Origin of the sequence: Allokutzneria albata (genome assembly GCF_900103775.1) — a bacterium.
Classification (GTDB): Bacteria; Actinomycetota; Actinomycetes; order Mycobacteriales; family Pseudonocardiaceae; genus Allokutzneria; species Allokutzneria albata.
This window is the reverse complement of record NZ_LT629701.1, coordinates 656,903-675,539: the sequence shown is the minus strand read 5'-3', so window position 1 is coordinate 675,539 and position 18,637 is coordinate 656,903. Positions and strand designations below refer to the sequence as shown.

The following is an 18,637-nucleotide window of genomic DNA, read 5'->3' as shown; positions in this document are numbered from 1 at the left end:
CTAGGCCGTCACCGACTGCTGACGCGCGATCAGGTCCGTCATCGCGTCGATGCTGCGGAAGTTGTCCAGCTTCAGCTCGTCGTTGGGGATGCGCACCGAGAAGGTCTTCTCGATGAACATCACCAGCTCCATCGCGAACAACGAGTTGACGAAGCCGAGGGCGAAGATGTCCTGGTCGTCGGCCAGCTCGATCTTGGGGAACTTGCCGACGATGAACTGGCGAAGCTCGGCGCGGGCGTTGTCGGACATGGGTGTGCTCCTCCGTGAAACCAGGGAATCAGTAGGTGTAGAAGCCCTTGCCGGACTTGCGACCGTGCAGGCCCGCGTCCGTCATCTGCTTGAGCAACGGGCACGGGCGGTACTTGCTGTCGGCGAAGTGCTCGTAGAGGACCTCGACGCTGTAGAGGATCGTGTCGACGCCGATCAGGTCGGCGGTCTCCAGCGGCCCCATGGGGTGGCCGAAGCAGCTGCGGAACACGTCGTCGACGGTCTCCGCGCTGGCGACGCCCTCGTAGACCAGGTAGGCGGCCTCGTTGACGGTCAGCATCAGCACCCGGTTGGACACGAAGCCGCTGGCGTCGTTGACGTCGATGCCGCGCTTGCCCGCCGAGGTCAGCAGGTCGCGCACGGTCTCGATGGTCTCCGGCGTGGTGTGGTAGCCCTTGATCAGCTCCGCGGCCGGCTTCATCGGCACCGGGTTCATGAAGTGCACGCCCGCGACCTGGGCCGGGCGCTTGGTCAGCGAGGCCAGCTTGGTGATCGGGATGGCCGAGGTGTTGGCCACGAAGATGGTCTCGGCCTTGCAGGTGGCCTCCAGCTCCAGCCAGACCGCCTTCTTGATCTCCCAGTTCTCCGTGACGTTCTCGATCACGATGTGCGCCTCGGCCAGCAGGCCCAGGTCGGTGCCGGAGGTGATGCGGGCGAGCACCTGCTCGTGGTCCACCGCGGGACCGCCCATCATCCGGCTCATCCGCGCGTTGAGCTCGATGGCGTTGAGGGCCTTGGCCAGCGCGTCGCGATCGTTGTCGATCAGGACGATCTCGTGCCCCGCCTGAGCGAAGGTCTGCGCGACGCCCGAGCCCATCACGCCCGCGCCGACCACTCCAACAAGACTCATCGGTTCTCTCCTCGTTCCCCTTGCCCCGTCGTCTTCCCCTTGCGTGGCAAGGGCACTACGCCTTCTGTACAGGGTCGATCCAATGGCGCCCGCGCTCGAACACGTGCGTCGGCGCGGTCGTCTTCCGCGCGCCCCGGCCGCGGTGGTAGGCCGCCCAGTCCACGGTGGCGCCGGTCAGCCAGAGCTTGCCCAGCGCCTCGGTGAGCACGGCCCCGGTCTCGCTCGGGTCGGACTCCCCCGGCAGCGTCGGCAGCAGCAGCGACCACCGCTGCGACGGCACGTCGGGGTGGCCGCGGAACATCGCGCCGAGCGACTGGCCCGCGCCGACCTCCACCAGGGCGGCGTCCGGGTGCGTCGCGGCGAGGTGGGCGATCATGTCGGCGAACTGGACCGTGCGGCACATGTGCTCCGCCCAGTACCCGGGGTCCTTGAGCTGGCGCTCGGTGATCGGCGCACCGGTCACGTTGGACAGGTACGGGATCTTCGGCGCCTGCGGGCTGAGGTTCTGCCGGGCCCACGCGGTCAGCTCGGCGGCGATCGGTCGCAGCGCCCGCGAGTGGAAAGCGTGCGTGGTGCGCAGGAAGCGCGCGGGGACGGCGTGCTCGGCGAGCTTCTCGGTGACCGCGGCGAGCTTGTCCGCCGGGCCGGAGAGCACGATCATCGCCGGACCGTTGACCGAGGCGACGTCGACGCCGTCCAGCGCACCGATCTTCGCGGTGAGGTCGTCCACGGACAGCGGGACCGCGGCCATGGCGCCCTGCGGCAGTGCCGCGATCAGCTTGGCGCGCACAGCGACCAGGCCCGCGGCCTCGCCCAGGGTCAGGCTCTCCGCCAGCGCCGCGGCGACGAACTCGCCGACGCTGTAGCCCGCGAGCACGCTCGGCGTGATTCCCCACTCCAGCAACAGTTTCCCGAGCGCGTACTCCACCGCGAACACCGCTGGCTGCACCACGTCGGTGGCAGCGGAGCTTTCGTCGGTTTCGGCGGCCCGGCCCAGGAGGCGCGCGAGGTCGTTGCTGGCGGCTCCCCTGGTGGCGATCATGTCCGCGATCGGGTCGGTGCCGAGGTGCCGGCGGAAGATCGCCGCGCACTCGTCGATCGCCTCGCGGAACACCGGCTCGTCGCGGTAGAGGTCGCCGACCATGCCCTTGTACTGCTCACCGACACCGGCGATCAGGAAACCGACCTCGCGGCCCTCGATCACGTTGCTGTCGGCCAGAACACGGCCTTCCCGGGAAACGTCCTTAATGGACTCAACCACGGCGAAGCGCCGATGCTGAAAGGCCCTGCGGCCGATCTGGAGCGTGTAGGCCAGGTCCTCGATCGGAGCGGTGCTCGCGGCGATCCGCTCGGTCATGGCGTCGGCGGCCTCGGCGGAAGTGCCGGACCACACGAGCAGGGAGTGCTTGCGCGGGTTCGGCTCGTCCTCCGGCTCGGGCGCCTCTTCCAGCACGACGTGCGCGTTGGTGCCGCCGAAACCGAAGGAGTTCACGCCCGCGACACGGGGCCGATCGCCGCGCTCCCACGGGGTCGGCTCGACCGGGACCTGGATGCGGTCGCCGGTGCGCGCCAGCTGCTGGTTGGGAGCGCTGAAGTTCAGGGTGCCCGGCAGCTGCTCGTGGTGCAGCGCGAGCGCGGTCTTGAGCAGCGAGGCGATGCCGGCGGCCTGGTTGAGGTGGCCGATGCCCGCCTTGGCCGATCCGATCTTGAGGGAGTTCGACTCGGCGAAGACCTGCTGGATGGCCGCGACCTCGGCGGCGTCGCCGAACACCGTGCCGGAGGCGTTGGTCTCGACGAAGTCCACCTCGTCGGGCTCCACCCCGGCCGCGCCGAGGGCTTCGGCCATCACCGCGGCCTGGCCCTGCACGCTCGGCGCGGTGAACCCGGCCTTGTCCGAGCCGTCGTTGTTGACCGCCCAGCCCCGGATGACCGCGTAGATCCGGTCGCCGTCCTCGATCGCGTCCTCCAGGCGGCGCAACACCACCGCGCCGACGCCATCACCGGTGATCTTGCCGTTGGCGGCGGCGTCGAAGGGCCGGACGACGCCGTCGGAGCTGAGCCGGTTGGCCTCGGAGTACCAGTAGCCGGGCGGCTGCAACAGCAACGAGACGCCACCGGCGACGGCGACATCGGTCTCCCCCGCCGCCAGGCTCGTGCAGGCCGTGCACACGGCGACCAGCGAGGTGGCGCTGTGCGCCTGGACGGTCACGGCCGGGCCGGTGAGGTCCAGCGAGTACGACACCCGACCGGCCAGCGTGTCCTTGTCGTTCAACAGGATCAGGTGCTCGGGGCCGACCTTGACGAACAGGTCGTCGTGCGTCACCAGGTTCATCATCAGGTACGTCGACGGTCCGCAGCCCGCGTAGACCGCGACCGTTCCGTCCACAGTGGACGGCTCGATCGCCGCGTCCTCCAGCGCATGCCAGACGGTCTCCAGGAACACCCGGTGCTGCGGGTCCATCAGCGCCGCCTCTTCGGGGTCGACCCCGAAGAAGCCCGCGTCGAAGAGGTCCATCCCGGACACCGCGGCGGAGACCGGGACGTAGTTCGGGTCGTCCGCGTGCTCGGCGGGCACGCCCGCGGCCAGCAGCTCCGCCCGGTCGTGCCGGACGATGCCGGAGCGCCCTGCCAGCAGGTTCTCCCAGAACCCCGTGGCGTCGTCCGCACCGGGGAACCGCCCGGCGAGGCCCACGACGGCGATGTCGCCGGAGAAACCCTCGTCCTCTTCGTACTCCGTCATCGCTTTCCGCTCCTCCTGCCGCGCGCCATGCGACGGCGCTCGCCGCGCGCGGCACTGCCCTTCAGCACCTTCGCCGGGCTGTCAGCACCGCCCGGTGCCGCCTGCTCCCGGAGCAGCTCCGCGAACTGGGCGACGGTCGGCTTCTCGAACAGGCTCGCCGCGGCCAGCTCGACCGAGAACTCCTTGGACAGCCTGGCGATGACCACCAGCCCGACCAGCGAGGTCCCCCCGAGCTCGAAGAACGGGTCGTGCACGCCGACCTGTTCCAGACCGAGGCATTCCTGCCACACCACCGCGATCCGGTTCTCCACCTCATCGCGCGGGGCCAGGTAGGCCACGCGCAGGTCCGGCCTCGGGTACCGCTCGGCGGCGGGGACCACCCCGACGCCGTCGGCGACCGCGTCCATCGAGTTCACCTCGGCGAACGTGCGGACCGCCTCCGGCAGCGGCCGGGTGAGCACCAGCACCTGGGGGGCGCCGGATGCCACGATCCTGGTCAGCTCGTCGACCCCGTCGGTGTCGCGGATGCCGTACTTGGCACGGTAGTCGCGGACGGCCTTCTGGAGCTCCGGAGAGCCGGAAAGCGCGTCGTTTGACCAGTTGTCGTACAGCCATGCGCCCCAAGCCACAGACACGACGTGCTTGGCTGTGCTAGCGGTGACCGACTCGGCGGCGGCGAAGGCGTCCAAGAACGCGTTGGCCGCGGCGTAGTCGTACTCGCCGACCGCACCGATCACGGTCACGGCGGATGAATAGAGCACCAGCAGCTCGACCGGCTCCGCGCGCAGCTCCTCGGCGAGGGCGAGCGTGCCCTTCACCTTGGGCGCCAGCACTTCCGCTGCCTGCTCACGACTCTTGGTCTGCAACAGGCCCTTGCCCGCCACACCGGCCGCGTGCACGACACCGTGCAGCTCACCGAAGTGCTCGCGTGCGGTGCGGAGCATCGCCTTGACCTGGACGGGATCGGAGATGTCGGCGCTGATCGGCAGCACCTCCGCGCCCAGGGCGACCAGGTCCTTCAGCTCCAGCAAGGTCTTGCTGGTCTTGTCGTCCGGGCCGTGCGCCTCGATCCAGGCGTTCCACCGCGCTTGCTCGGGCAGCTTCGACCGGCCGACGAGCGCCAGCTTCGTGCCGAGCCCGGCCAGCCTCCGGGCGAGCATCAGCCCGAGCCCACCGGTACCACCGGTGATCAGATAGGTACCGCCCTGACGCCAGGCGATCGAATCGTCCACTTCGGACAGCGGGGTGACCTCGAAGTCCCTCAACCACCGCCGTCCACGCCGCCACGCGACCGGTGCCCACGCCGTGCCCGCCTCGCTGCCCTGCGCGGTGATCTCCGCGGCGAGCAGGTCGGACTCGCGCAGCAGCTGCGCGGCGATGGTCGCGGGCTCGGTGGTCGACTCCACGTCGACGTAACGCGGGTACACCAACGGGTACTCGTGGTCGATCGCGCCGACCGCGCCGAACACCACGGCAGCCAGCGGGTTCCCGGCGTCCTCACCGATCACGTCGAAGGTGTCCACCCCGGCCGCGACCAGGTTGACCGCGCGGTTGGGCACCACGGAGCCCAGTGCCTGCACCAGCTCCATGAGGCTGTAGAAACCGTTCTCCACGGCGGTTTCCGGCTCCGGGAGTCCCTTGTGGACGCCGAAGGCGTGGATGATCCGCAGCGGGGTGTCCGCGCGGTCGGCGATGCCGTCGAGCACCTTCCGGTGGTCCTCGCCCGGTTCGACGATCCGCACCTCGTGGCCCGCGGCCTTCGCGAGGTCCGCGATCTGGTCGCCGACGTGGGTGCGGTCGGCGAGCACGATCACCGTGGTGGGCGCGGCGTCGGCGAGCGCGGTCTTGGCGTCCTGGCGCCGCCAGATCGGCGTGTGCGAGAACATCCCCGGCTTGCCCTCGGTCCTCGCCTCGGGCACGACCACCGGCTCCGGCCTGGTGTCGTAGTCCGGCCAGTAGCGGATCCGCTGGAAGCGGTAACCGGGGAGGCTGACCGGAGAGCGCTCCGGCGAGTGCCCGGCGGCGAAGTCCACCTTGACGCCGTGCTGCCACAGTTTGCCCAGCAGGACAAGGAAGTCGTAACCCTCGTCGACGACCACGTCCGGGTTCTCGACCAGCTCGACTCCCCACGCCCGCAGACGCTCCGCGAGTTCCGGCGAAACGTCACCGCCGGCGTGCGTTTTCGTGGTGGGCGCGTCCACCGGCGTGAGGCCCGCGCGAAGTTGGGCTACGGCATCGGCGATGTCCTGCGCCACGACGAATCCGCGCAGCGGGTGGCTCGTCCGGCGGACCTGCGTGGTGTAGGCGACGTCCGCGAGGTCGAGCGCGGGATTGGCTTCCAGGTGATCGGCCAGCGCCGTGACAGCGTCCCTGAAGGCTCCGTGGCTCTTGGCCGACACGGTGATCAGCTGCGGTGCCTCGGTGGAAGCAGACTTCGCCTCATCGGTGGTGACGCTCGACCCCGCAAGCGGGTCTTCGGCCGCAACCTGCTCCAGAATGAAGTGGGCGTTGGTGCCGGACCAGCCGAACGAGCTGACGCCAGCGAGCACCGGACCGTCCCCCGCGAACGGGGTCAGGCCCTGAACGGGGCGCACCGTACCGTCGATGGTGACAACGTCGTTCGGCTGGACCAGGTTCAGGTTGCCGGGCATCTCGTTGTGCTGCAACGCCAGCACCGTCTTGATCAGCCCGGCCATGCCCGCCGCCGCGAGCGTGTGGCCCACGTTGGACTTCACCGCGCCGACGTAGAGCGGGTTGTCGGCGGGCCGGTCCTCGAAGACCTCGCGCAGCACGCTGAACTCGATCGAGTCACCCAGCGGCGTACCGGAACCGTGCGCCTCCACGAAGGAGATGCGGTCCGGCGTGACACCCGCGGCCGCCTGGGCAGCCTTGATCACGGCGAGCTGGGCGGCACGGTTCGGCGCGGTCAGGCCGTTGCTCTGGCCGTCCTGGTTGGTCGCGGTCGCCTTGATCAGCGCACGCGGGCGGTCCCCGGCGCGGACCGAGGAGGCCCGGCGGAGGATGACCGCACCGCCGCCCTCACCGACCACGTAGCCGTCCGCGGAGGCGTCGAAGGTCTTCGTCTTGCCGTCCACGGCGAGCATGCTCATCTTGCACGCCTGGACGAAGGTCTCCGGGGAGAGGATCCCCGACGTGGCACCGACGATGGCGATGTCGCACTCACCGCGCTGCAGGCTCTGCACCGCCAAGTGCATGGCCACCAACGAGGACGAGCACGCGGTGTCCACGGTGAGGCACGGGCCGCGCAGGTCGAGGTGGTAGGCGATGCGGCCCGCCGCCGCGCTCAGCGAGCTGCCGAGGCTGAAGTACGGGTCGTCGGAGCACGCGGCGCCGTCGACCTCCAGCTGCCGGTAGGTGTACTGCAACGAGTCGATCAGGCCCGCGAACACGCCGGTGCGGCTGCCGCGCAGCTCCTCGGCGGTGATCCCGGCGTCCTCGATGGCCTCCCAGACCAGTTCCATCAACAACCGGAACTGCGGGTCGAGGCGGTGCGCCTCCTGCGCCGAGAGGCCGAAGAACGGCGCGTCCCACCCGGCGATGTCGTCGATGAACCCACCGGCCTGCGTGTAGGCCTTGCCAGGCGCGGTGCGGTCGGGGTCGTAGAACTTCGAGGCGTCCCAACGGTCCTCGGGCACCTCGCGGATGACGTCGGCGCCCTCGGCCAGCATGTCCCAGTACTGCTCGGGGGTGTTGCTGCCGCCGGCGAACCGGCACGCGATGCCGGTGATCGCGATCGGCTCGTCGCCTGCCACCTGCGTGGTGACCACCGGGACGACTTCGCTTTCCACTCCGGAAAGTGACGCGAGGAGGTGCGTGGCCAGCGCCGCGGGCGTCGGGTGGTCGAAGACCAGCGTCGGCGGCAGGACCAGGCCGGTCTCGGCGTTGAGCCGCCCGCGCAGCTCGACGGCGGTCAGCGAGTCGAAGCCGAGCTTGGTGAACGGCTCGTCGGGGAGGATGTCGTCGATGCCGCCGTGCCCGAGCACCTGGGCGGCGAAGGTGCGCACCAGCTCCAGCAGGACGCGGTCGCGCTCGGCCTCGGCGAGCCCGGAGAGGCGTTCGCGCCACACCCCGGCCTCGGCGGTCTCGCGGGCGCGGGCGGCCTCCTCCTCGGCGATCGCCAGCACCGCGGGCAGGTCGCCGATGAGCGGGGCCGGACGCATCGCGGTGAAGGTCAGCGCGAAGGTGCGCCAGTCGATGTCGGTCACGGTGACGGCGGTCTCGTCGCTGTCCATCGCCTGCTGCAAGGCCGCGACGGCCAGCTCCGGCGCCATGGCCGGAACACCGAGTTCGGTCAGGAAGGCGTCGATCTCCTCGCCGACGCTCATGCCGACCTCGCCCCAGCGGCCCCAGGAGACGGCGGTCGCGGTGAGCCCCTGCGAGCGGCGGTACTCGGCGAAGGCGTCCAGGAAGGTGTTGGCGGCGCCGTACGCGGCCTGGCCGCCGTTGCCGAGCACACCGCCGATGGAGGAGAACATCACGAACGCGTCGAGGTCCGCGCCCTCGGTGAGGCGGTGCAGGTTGAGCGTTCCGTCCACTTTGGATCTCGCAACCTCGGCGAAGCCCTCGGCGGTCATCGTCGAGATCTGCTCCAGCCGCAGCACACCCGCGCCGTGGATGATCGAGGTCGGCATCTCGCCCAGCTCGTCGAACAGCGCGCTGAGGGAGTCGAAATCAGCGACGTCACATGCGCGAACGGTGACGCGGGCGCCCAGCTCGGTCAGTTCGGAGACCAGGTCGGCGACACCGTCAGCGGCTTCACCGCTGCGCGAGACCAGGACGAGGTGCTTGGCGCCGTTGCGGGCCAGGTGCAGCGCGACCTTGCCGCCGATTCCCCCGGTGCCACCAGTGATCAGGACAGCGCCGCCGGGGCGCCACGTGCGCTTGGGAACGGCCGCTCCCGCCTCGGTGAAGCGGCGTGCGACCAGGCCGGACGGACGCACGGCCAGCTGGTCCTCATTGGACACACCACCGAGAGCAGCGGCGAGCAGTTGCTTGGCCCGCTCGCCGACCTCGGCGGGCAGGTCGATGAGGCCACCCCACCGCTGCGGTTGCTCGATCGCGGCCACTCGGCCGAGGCCCCACAGCTGCGACTGCAGCGGAGCGGTGACGGTCTCCTTGTCGTTGGCGGCGACCGCGCCCTGGGTGACGGCCCAGATCGGCGCGTCGACCTCCTTTTGAAGCAGCGCGATCGTGGACTCGATGGCGGTCGACTCGTCCAGTCCCAGCAAGGAGAGCACGCCCCTCGCGGTGCCGCCGACCTCCTCCACCGTGACCGCCTCGACAGTCGCTCCGGCGGCGGTCAGCGCTTCGGTGGCGCCGGCGACCCACGGGTGGTCCTGCTGCGTCGCGGGAACGACGAGCAGCCAGCGCCCAGCCACCGAAGAACCGTTCCCGCTGACCGGCTTCCACGTGACCCGGTAGCGCCATCCGTCCACAACGGACATCTGCTGCCGGGAACGGCGCCAGTTCGCCAGGGTCGGCAGGATCGCGCTGAGGCTGGCCTGACCGTTCGCGTCGGCCACCGCGAGTTCCGCCGCAAGGCTTTCCAAGTCACCGGAGTCCACAGCGTCCCAGAACCGCTTCTCCTCCGGGCTCGCCGCGGGGGCTTCGGTGGCTTCCGGGGCGAGCCAGTACCGCTTGCGCTGGAAGGCGTACGTGGGCAGGTCGACGCGCTTCGCCCCGGTCCCCGCGAAGATGGCGGGCCAGTCGACGCGGATGCCCCGGGCGTGCGCGTGAGCGGCGGCGAGGGTCGCGGTGTGCGCCTCGTCGCGGTCCTTGCGGAGCACGGAGATGAAGGTCCCGTCGACGTTCTCCGCGCCCATCGCGCTCAGCACGCCGTCCGGACCGATCTCGATGTACGTGGTGACGCCGTGGGAATCGAGCGTCTTGATCCCATCGGCGAAGCGGACGGCGTCCCGCACGTGGTTGACCCAGTAGTCCGCGGTGGTGATGGCACCGCCGGCCACCATCTCGATCGACGGCGCGGAGTAGGTGATCGACTCCGCGACCTCGCGGAACTCGTCCAGCATGCCGTCCATCAGCACGGAGTGGAACGCGTGCGAGACGGCGAGGCGCTTGGTCTTGCGGTCCTTGAACTGCTCGGCGACGGCCTCGGCCTGCGCCTCGTCGCCGGAGATCACCACCGACGTCGGGCTGTTGACCGCCGCGATGCCGACGCGGTCGGTGAGGTGCGGCAGCACTTCGGCTTCGGTGGCCTGGATGGCGATCATGGCCCCGCCGGTGGGCAGGGCCTGCATCAGCCGGCCACGGGCCTCGACCAGGCGCGCCGCGTCTTCGAGCGAGAACACGCCCGCGACGTGTGCGGCGGCGATCTCGCCGATGGAGTGGCCTGCGACGAAGTCTGGCTTGATGCCCCAGGACTCGACGAGCCGGTAGAGCGCGACCTCCAGCGCGAACAGCGCGGGCTGGGCGTTGCCGGTCTGGTTCAGCTCCTCCTGCGTCGCGACCTCCGCGGGCAGGAGTGCGCGCACCTCGTCGTAGGCCGCCGCGAACGCCGGGAAGGCCTCGTGCAGCCCACGACCCATGCCGAGGCGCTGCGATCCCTGGCCGGTGAACAGGAACGCGGTCTTGCCGTCGCGGATCTGGTCCTGCACCACGTCGGTGGTGGCAGTGCCCTGGGCGAGCGCGGTCAGCCCGGCCAGCAGCTCCTCCCGGCCCGCGGCGACGACAGCGGCCCGGTGCTCCAACGCGGCCCTGGTCGTGGCAAGCGAGAAAGCAATGTCCACATTGGACAGTTGGTCATTGCTGTCCATGAAGGACTTCAGCTGCTCGGCCTGCGCCTTCAGCGCGCGGGCGGAGCGGCTGGACAGCACCAGCGGCACGATCGGCAACGAGCCGACGACCTCGGGCTCCGGCTCCTCGACCTCAGGAGCCTGTTCGAGGATCAGGTGCGCGTTCGTTCCGGAGACACCGAACGAGGAGACGGCGGCGCGGCGCGGCCGGTCCACCTCCGGCCAGGGCCGGGCCTCGGTCAGCAGGGAGACGGCACCGGCACTCCAGTCCACCTGGGACGAGGGCTCGGTGATGTGCAGGGTCTTCGGCAGGACGCCGTGCCGGATCGCTTCGACCATCTTGATGATGCCCGCGACACCGGCAGCGGCCTGGGTGTGGCCGATGTTGGACTTCAGCGAACCGAGCCACAGCGGTGTCTCCGCCGGTCGCCCCTTCCCGTAGGTGGCGATCAGCGCCTGCGCCTCGATCGGATCACCCAGCGGCGTTCCGGTGCCGTGCGCCTCCACCGCGTCGATGTCGCCGGGGGCCAGGCGCGCGTTGCTCAGCGCGGCGCGGACGACGCGCTGCTGCGCGGGACCGTTGGGCGCCGTCAGACCGCTGGACGCGCCGTCCTGGTTGGTCGCCGAGCCACGGACGACCGCGAGGATCTTGTGCCCGTTGCGCTGCGCGTCGGAAAGCTTCTCCAGCAGCAGCATGCCGACGCCTTCGCCCCAGCCGGTGCCGTCAGCGGTGTCGGAGAAGGCCTTGCAGCGTCCGCTCGGCGACAGGCCGCGCTGCCGGGAGAACTCGATGAACGGGCTGGGGGTCGCCATCAGCGTGACGCCACCTGCCAGCGCCAGCGAGCACTCTCCCGACCTCAGCGCGTTGGCCGCCAGGTGCACGGCCACCAGCGACGACGAGCAGGCCGTGTCGATGGACACCGCGGGGCCTTCGAGGCCGAAGGTGTAGGCCACGCGCCCGGATGCCACGCTGCCCAGGCTTCCCGTGCCGAGGTAGCCCTCGAACTCCGGCGGCGGCACCGGCAACCGCGACGCGTAGTCGTTGTAGATCACGCCCGCGAAGACCCCGGTGGAGCTGCCCTTCAGCGAGGCCGGGTCGATGCCCGCGCGCTCGATGGCCTCCCACGAGACCTCCAGCAGCAGCCGCTGCTGCGGGTCGGCGGCCAGGGCCTCGCGCGGCGACATGCCGAAGAACTCCGGGTCGAAGTCGGCGGCGTCGTGCAGGAACCCGCCCTCCCGGCTGTAGGAGGTGTGCGGCACCTCGGGATCGGGGTTGTACACCTCCGCGCCCCAGTCGCGGTCGGCCGGGAAACCGGTGACGGCGTCGGTCCCGTCGGCGACCAGCCGCCACAGGTCCTCGGGGGACCGGACCTCGCCGGGGAAACGGCAGCTCATGCCGACGATCGCGATCGGCTCGAAGTCCCGCTCCTGGACCTCGTGCAGCCGCCTCTTGGTCTCCCGGAGGTCGGTGGTCAACCGCTTCAGGTACTCGAGGTACTGCTCTTCTGTCGCCATGTATGCCGCAACTCCCTTGAAGCCTGGGTCCGGGGCGCACGCGCATGGATTCCCCTGCTCAAGACGACCACATCGGCGGGCGATCTGTTAGTGCACAATCACCTAGAACCGCTCAACCCGCTCCGTTACCGCAGGTCAGAGCACATATCAGTCCACTGTGGACATGACAAGGCCCCCGCTGGGCAACCAGCGGGGGCCTCGCCGCGACTCACGCGCCGAACTCGTTGTCGATCAGCGCGAAGATGTCCTCCGCCGACGCCGACTTTACGTCGTCGTCGGTGTCCCTGCGCTCGCCCTTGGCGTTCCACGTCGCCAGCAGCTTGCGCAGGCGGGCGTCGATGTCCGCCCGCTCCGCCGCCTCCGGGTCCGCCGCCGCGATCAGGTTCTCCAGCCGCGAGATCTCGTCGGTCAGCGGAACGCCCGCCTCAGCCCCGTCCGGCACCACCTCGGCCAGCAGGTACTTCGCCAGCGCGTCCGGAGCCGGGTAGTCGAAGATCAGCGTGGTCGGCAGCTTCAGCCCGGTCGCGGCGCCGAGGGAGTTGCGCAGCTCGACCCCGGTCAGCGAGTCGAAGCCCAGCTCCACGAAGCCGCGGCTGGCCCCGATGGTCTCCGCCGAGGAGTGGCCGAGGACCATCGCCACCTGCGTGCGGACCAGGTCCAGCAGGTGCCGCTCACGCTCCACTTCGGACAGTCCGGCGAGCCGCTTGCGCAGCGCGTCGGCCTGGCCCGCGGCATCGGCCTGGGCCACCCGGCGGGTGGAGGAGCGGACGAGCTCGCGCAGCAGCGGCGGGACCGGTCCGGAGCGCGCGGCGGCCTGGAGGAACGGCAGGTCGATCTTGACCGGGACCGCAACGGCGGCACCGATGGCGTGCGCGGAGTCGAACAGCGCCATGCCCTCCTCGCCGGTGAGCGCGCCGAAACCGCTGCGGCTCATGCGTTCCGCGCCGTCGGCCAGGCCCTCCTCCCACAGGCCCCACGCCTGCGACTGCGCCACCAGGCCGTTGGCCCTGCGGTGCTCGGCGAGGCCGTTGAGGAAGGTGTTGGCCGCGGCGTAGTTGCCCTGGCCCGCCGCACCCATCACCCCGGCCGCGGAGGAGAACAGCACGAACATCGCCAGGTCCTGGTCGCGGGTCAGCTCGTGCAGGTTCCACGCCGCGTCGACCTTGGGCAGCAACACCTTGCGCAGCCGGTCCGGAGTGAGGTCGCCGATCAGGCCGTCGTCGAGCACACCGGCCGTGTGCACCACACCGGTCAGGTCGACGCCGTCCAGCAGCTCGGCCAGCGCGGCGCGGTCGGCCGCGTCGCACGCCGCGATCTGGACGGAGGCGCCGAGCCCTTCCAGCTCCGCCTGCAACTCCGCCGCACCCGGCGCCGCGGGACCGCGACGGCTGGTGAGCAGGAGGTTGCGCACGCCGTGGTCGGTGACCAGGTGCTTGGCCAGCCTCGCACCGAGGTCGCCGGTGCCGCCGGTGATCAGCACCGTGCCCTCGGGGCGCAGCGGGCGCGGCGCCGTCAGGACGATCTTGCCGATGTGCTTGGCCTGGCTGATGAAGCGGAACGCCTTCGGTGCGTCGCGCACGTCCCAGGTCTTGATCGGCAGCGGGTACAGCGCCCCCGACTCGAACAGCTCGATCAGCTCGTTCCACATCTCGGCGATGCGCGGCTCACCGGCCTCGTACACGTCGAAGGCCTGGTACCGCACACCGGCCGGGATGGTGTCCTGCTCGCGGATGTCGGTCTTGCCCATCTCCACGAACCGCCCGCCGCGCGGCAGGAGCAACCGCATCGACGCGTCGACGAAGTCGCCGGAGAGGGCGTTGAGCACGACGTCGACGCCCTCACCGTTCGTCGCGGCGAGGAACTCCTGCTCGAAGTCCAGGGTCCGCGAGGACGCGATGTGCTTGATCCCGTTGTCCCGCAACACGTGCTGCTTGCCCGTGCTCGCGGTGCCGAAGATCTCCGCGCCGAAGTGCTGCGCGATCTGCGTCGCGGCCATGCCGACGCCACCGGCGGCGGCGTGGATGAGGATCTTTTCCCCCGCCTTGAGCTGACCCAGGTCCTTGAGGCCGTAGTAGGCGGTCAGGTAGACGACCGGGATGGAGGCGGCCTCCTCGAAGGTCCAGCCCTCGGGGATGCGGGTCACGAGCGGGCGGCTGAGCACCGCCACCGGACCGTAACCGCCGTCCAGCAGGCCCATCACGCGCTCGCCCACGGCGAGGTCGGTCACCGCGGAGCCCACCTCGGTGACCACGCCGGCGGCCTCGTAACCGGGGCGGCCGGTGTGCTCGCCGAGCATGCCGAGCACGTTCAGGGCGTCCCGGAAGTTCATGCCCGTGGCGCGGACGTCGATGCGGATCTGGTTGGGCTGCAAGGGCTCCAGCGCATCCGGCGCGGGCAGCAGCTCCAGGTCGTTCAGCGAACCGCGGACCTTGACGCCGACCCGCCACGCGGTCTCCCCGGCGGGCGGCGCGAGCACCCCGCCGTTGGCCATGGTAACCAGGCGAGCGGCGAAGAACTCACCGTCGCGCACCACGATCTGCGGCTCCCCGGTTCCGATCGCGGCGCCGAGCAGCTCGTCGTCCTCGCAGTCCACGAGCACGAACCGATCCGGGTTCTCCGACTGGGCCGTGCGCAGCAGGCCCCACACGGCGGAGCCCGCGAGGTCGGTCACGTCGTGCCCGGTATCGGGCACCATCGCGCCCTTGGTCCGCACCACCAGGGTGGCGTCGTGGTCGGCTTCGAGCCACTTCTGCACGATCTCCAGGACTCGCGTGACCTCGCGGTGGGTGGCCTCGACCACGCCGTCCGCGCTCGGCTCCAGCGTGAGCACCACCGGGCCGGACTCGGCCTCGCCGTAGGCGCTCCACGCGACGGGATCGGCGGCCGGGACCGGCGACCAGTTGAGCTTGAACATCGACTCGGCGCGCGCGGAGGTGTTGAGCTGGTCGGCGGGCATCGCCCGGACCGCAAGGGACTCGACGGTGATCACCGGAGCGCCGCCGGAGTCCGCCGCGATCAGCGTCGCGGACTCGTCACCGGTCGGGGTGATCCGCACGCGGAGCAGCTTCGCGCCGGTGGCGTGCAGCGTCACGCCGCGCCATGCGAACGGCAGCCGCACCTCGCCGTCCGCGTTGTCCTGCAAGAACATGCCGTGCAGAGTGGAGTCCAGCAGCGCGGGGTGGATGCCGAACTCGCCCTGCTTGGTCTTCGCCGCATCGGGGAGCTCCAGCTCGGTGAAGATCTCCTGGCCGAGCCGCCACGCCGCCTTGAGCCCCTGGAAGGCCGGGCCGTAGGCGAAGCCGGTCTCCGCCAGCTCCGCGTAGAGGCCGTCCAGCGCGATGGCCTGGGCCCCGGCGGGCGGCCACTGCGCGAGACCGGTGTCCACAGTGGACTGGCTCTCCTTCAGAGCGCCCTGGGCGTTGAGGGTCCACGGCTCCGCCGAGGTGCGACGCGAGTAGATCGACACCGGGCGCGAGTCCTCGCTGGGAGCGCCGACGACGACCTGAACCGTGACCGAACCCGTGTCCGGCAGCACGATGGGGGCCATCTGGGTCAGTTCCTCGACCGTGCCGAAACCGACCTCGTCACCGGCTCGGATGGCCAGCTCGACCAGTCCAGCACCTGGCACGAGGACGGTGTCACCGACTGCGTGGTCGGCCAGCCACGGTTGCGTGGCAAGGGAAATCCGGCCGGTGAAGACCAGCCCGTCACCCTCGGCCAGCGACAGCGCGGCGCCCAGCAGCGGGTGCCCGGCGGGCTCCAGACCGGCCCGCTCGACGTCGGCGACCTCGCCGTCGCCCTCCAGCCAGAAGGGCTTGCAGTCGAAGGCGTAGGTCGGCAGGTCGACGCGCTTGGCACCGGTGCCCTCGTAGAAGGCTGCCCAGTCGGGCTCGTGCCCGGTGCCGTGGATGCGCGCGAGGGCGGACACGACACCGACGGGCTCGGGGCGGTCCTTGCGCAGCATCGGGATGAACACCGCCTCGCCCTCGACGCAGTCCGCGGCGGCGGTGGTGAGCACGGCGTTCGGACCGGGCTCGACGAACCTGGTGACGCCCTGGGCTTCGAGGCTGCGGACGGCGTCGAGGAAGCGCACGGGCCTGCGGATGTGCCGCACCCAGTAGTCCGGGTCGCACAGCTCCGCCCCGGTGACCGGCGTTCCGGTCAGCGTGGAGACGATCGGGATGCGCGGCTCGTGGTAGGTCAGGGACTCGGTCATCTCGCGGAACTTCTCGAGGATGCCGTCCATCATCGCGGAGTGCGACGCCTGGCTGATCGGCAGTCGCTTGACCTTGCGGCCGCGCTCGCGGAAGACGTCGGCGACGGCCTCGGCCTGCACCGCCTCGCCGGAGATGGCCAGCGAGCTGGGGCCGTTGATCGCCGCGATGCTGACCTGGTCACCCTTGAGGACTTCGAGGACCTCCTCCTCGGTGGCCTGGAGGGCGATCATCGCACCGTTCTCCGGCAGCGAGTTCATCAGGCGGCCGCGCTCGGCGACCACGCGCACAGCGTCCTCCAGCGACCAGACGCCGGAGACGTGCGCGGCGGCGAACTCGCCGAGGGAGTGGCCCGCGACGTAGGCGGGGTGGACGCCCCAGGACTCCAGCAGCCGGAACAGCGCGACCTCGATCGCGAAGATCGAGACCGTCATGAAGTCGATCCGGTTGATCAGCTCCGAGCCGCCGAAGATCACCTCGCGCGGGGAGTCCATGTGCTTGTCGAACTCCGCCAGGACCTCGTCGAACTTCTCGGCGAAGACGGGGAAGGCGGCGTGCAGCTCGCGGCCCATCCCGATGTACTGGCCGCCGCCACCGGTGAACAGGTAGCCGGTCTTACCGGAGATCACCTCGTCGGTCACCAGGTTCGACGCGGGCAGGCCGTCGGCCAGCGCACGCAGTCCGGCGAGCTTGTCACCGTCGACCACCGCGGCACGGCGCGGGTGCTGGGTGCGCGTGGTCACCAGGGAGTAGGCGATGTCCAGCTCGTTGACGCCCGAGTCCACATAGGACAGAAGGCGGGCCTGACCGCGCAGCGCCGCGTCGGTGACGGCGGACAGGACCCACGGCACGACCGGGAGTTCGGTGGTGACCTCCGGTGCCTCCTCTTCGACGGCCGGGGCCTGCTCCAGGATGAGGTGCACGTTGGTGCCGGAGATACCGAACGCGGAGATACCCGCGCGACGTGGACGGTCTGCGATCGACGGCCACGGCTGGTTCTCGGTGAGCAGCGAGACGGCTCCGGCCGACCAGTCGACCTGGGCGGAGGGCTTGTCGATGTGCAGGCTCTTCGGCAGCACACCGTGTTCCAGTGCCTTGACCATCTTGATGATCGAGGCCACGCCCGCGGCGGACTGGGTGTGCCCGATGTTGGACTTCACCGAACCCAGCCACAGCGGCTGCTCGCGGTCCTGGCCGTAGGTGGCCAGAAGTGCCTGCGCCTCGATGGGGTCACCGAGCGCGGTGCCGGTGCCGTGCGCCTCGACGACGTCGACCTCGTCGGCCGGAACGCGCGCGTTGGCCAGCGCCGCGCGGATCACGCGCTGCTGCGAAGGACCGTTCGGCGCGGTGAGGCCGTTGGAGGCGCCGTCCTGGTTGACGGCGGAGCCCTTGATGACCGCGAGGACCTTGTGACCGTTGCGCTCGGCGTCGGAAAGCCGCTCCAGCAAGACCATGCCCGCGCCCTCGGCCCACATCGTGCCGTCCGCGCCGTCTGCGAACGCCTTGATGCGGCCGTTCGCGGCGAGCCCGCGCTGCCGGGAGAACTCGATGAACGCCTGCGGCCCGGCCATCACCGCCACACCACCCGCGAGGACGAGCGAGGTCTGTCGGTTGCGCAGCGCCTGGACCCCGAGGTGCACGGCCACCAACGCCGACGAGCACGCCGTGTCGAGGGAAACCGCAGGGCCCTCAAGGCCGAGCGTGTAGGCAATCCGTCCGGAAAGGACGCTCCCGGACACACCGGTCGCGAGGAAGCCCTCGGCGTCTTTGGGAACCGAAGTGAGGCTCGTGAGGTAGTCGAGGTACATGACGCCCGCGTAGACGCCGGTGTCGCTGCCCTTCAGCGTGGTCGGGTCGATGCCCGCGCGCTCGATGGCCTCCCACGACACCTGCAACAGCAGTCGCTGCTGCGGGTCCATGGACACCGCCTCGCGCGGGCTGATCCCGAAGAACTCGGGGTCGAACAGGGCGGCGTCGTGCAGGAAGCCGCCCTCCTTCACGTACGTGGTGCCGGGGTGGTCCGGATCCGGGTGGTACAGCGCCTCGTTGTCCCAGCCGCGGTCGGTGGGGAACGGCGTCATGCCGTCCACTCCCCCGGCGACGAGGTCCCACAGCTCCTCCGGCGTGCCGACCCCGCCCGGGTAGCGGCACGCCATCCCGACGATCGCGATCGGCTCGGTGTCCTTCGCCTGCGCCTCCCGCAACCGCTTCCTGGTGTCACGAAGCTCCGCGGTCATCCGCTTGAAGTACTCAAGGCTCTTCTCGTCTGCGTTCACTG

The 18,637-nt window shown here is 70.5% G+C and carries 5 protein-coding genes; all 5 read right to left on the bottom strand.

Features of this window, described 5'->3' with window-relative positions; translation table 11 throughout:
• The 5 genes from BLT28_RS02915 to BLT28_RS02895 all read right to left on the bottom strand — a co-directional run bounded on the left by BLT28_RS02915 (position 1) and on the right by BLT28_RS02895 (position 18,635).
• A complete protein-coding gene (locus BLT28_RS02915) occupies positions 1–249 on the bottom strand; it encodes an acyl carrier protein (RefSeq protein WP_030432263.1) in 249 nt (82 codons plus the stop codon).
• Between the two features lie 28 nt (positions 250–277).
• Positions 278–1,117, bottom strand: coding sequence for a 3-hydroxyacyl-CoA dehydrogenase family protein (locus tag BLT28_RS02910; protein ID WP_030432262.1), 840 nt, complete (start codon positions 1,115–1,117; stop codon positions 278–280).
• A gap of 55 nt (positions 1,118–1,172) precedes the next feature.
• Positions 1,173–3,857: a type I polyketide synthase gene (locus BLT28_RS02905; protein ID WP_030432261.1), complete on the bottom strand. Its 2,685-nt coding sequence runs from the start codon at positions 3,855–3,857 to the stop codon at positions 1,173–1,175.
• Positions 3,854–12,145: a type I polyketide synthase gene (locus tag BLT28_RS02900; RefSeq protein ID WP_030432260.1), complete on the bottom strand. Its 8,292-nt coding sequence runs from the start codon at positions 12,143–12,145 to the stop codon at positions 3,854–3,856. Before BLT28_RS02900 ends, BLT28_RS02905 begins: the two co-directional genes overlap by 4 nt.
• A 208-nt stretch (positions 12,146–12,353) precedes the next feature.
• A complete protein-coding gene (locus tag BLT28_RS02895; RefSeq protein WP_052407897.1) occupies positions 12,354–18,635 on the bottom strand; it encodes a type I polyketide synthase in 6,282 nt (2,093 codons plus the stop codon).
• Positions 18,636–18,637: the final 2 nt, after the last annotated feature.

Excerpts from the sequence above, each read along its gene's own strand:
- BLT28_RS02915 (WP_030432263.1), bottom strand. The coding sequence starts at position 249 with ATGTCCGACAACGCCCGCGCCGAGCTTCGCCAGTTCATCGTCGGCAAG.
- BLT28_RS02910 (WP_030432262.1), bottom strand. The coding sequence starts at position 1,117 with ATGAGTCTTGTTGGAGTGGTCGGCGCGGGCGTGATGGGCTCGGGCGTC.
- BLT28_RS02905 (WP_030432261.1), bottom strand. The coding sequence starts at position 3,857 with ATGACGGAGTACGAAGAGGACGAGGGTTTCTCCGGCGACATCGCCGTC.
- BLT28_RS02900 (WP_030432260.1), bottom strand. The coding sequence starts at position 12,145 with ATGGCGACAGAAGAGCAGTACCTCGAGTACCTGAAGCGGTTGACCACC.